This window comes from Streptomyces sp. NRRL S-646 (assembly GCF_000720765.1).
Classification (GTDB): domain Bacteria; phylum Actinomycetota; class Actinomycetes; order Streptomycetales; family Streptomycetaceae; genus Streptomyces.
In genome coordinates this window covers 1-480 of sequence record NZ_JODC01000090.1, presented here as the reverse complement: position 1 = coordinate 480, position 480 = coordinate 1, and the positions used below count along the sequence as shown (strand labels likewise).

General features: G+C 72.3%; 1 protein-coding gene. It reads right to left on the bottom strand.

Annotated features, from left to right (window positions below):
- On the bottom strand, positions 1-480 hold a 480-nt coding region (locus IH68_RS59020; RefSeq protein ID WP_030950339.1), incomplete at both ends, for a peptidylprolyl isomerase.

The window sequence follows — 480 nt, the reverse complement described above, 5'->3', positions numbered from 1 at the left end:
CCGGCGTTGGCCATCGCCAGCAAGCCGCGCCCGTAAAGGCGACGGACGCCGGTCGGATCGCTCGGTGCCGGCGGCAGGTCCACCGGCAGCTCGTCCTTGTACTTGTACCCCGGCCCTCCTTCGCCGGTGCCGGTCGGGTCGCCACACTGCAGGACCTTCAGCGTCGGGTACGCCGTCAGCCGATGGCACACCGTACGGTCGTAGAACCGGTGCCGCACCAGGTGCACGAAACTCTGGACCGTGCACGGCGCCTTGGCCCGGTCCAGACGCAGCGGGAGCGGGCCTTGGCTGGTCGGGACAGCCAAATCGACCGTGCCGTGGCTGGGGGTGCGTCGCGGGTCGGACGGCAGGGGAACCGGCCGCGCCGCCGGCTCGTCCGGGGTCTGGGTGTACTGGCAAGGACCGTGCGTGGTGCGCGGCGGGGCATCGTAAGCGGAGGCGGTGGTGCTGCCCCCGGACACAGCCAACGCTGCTGCCGCC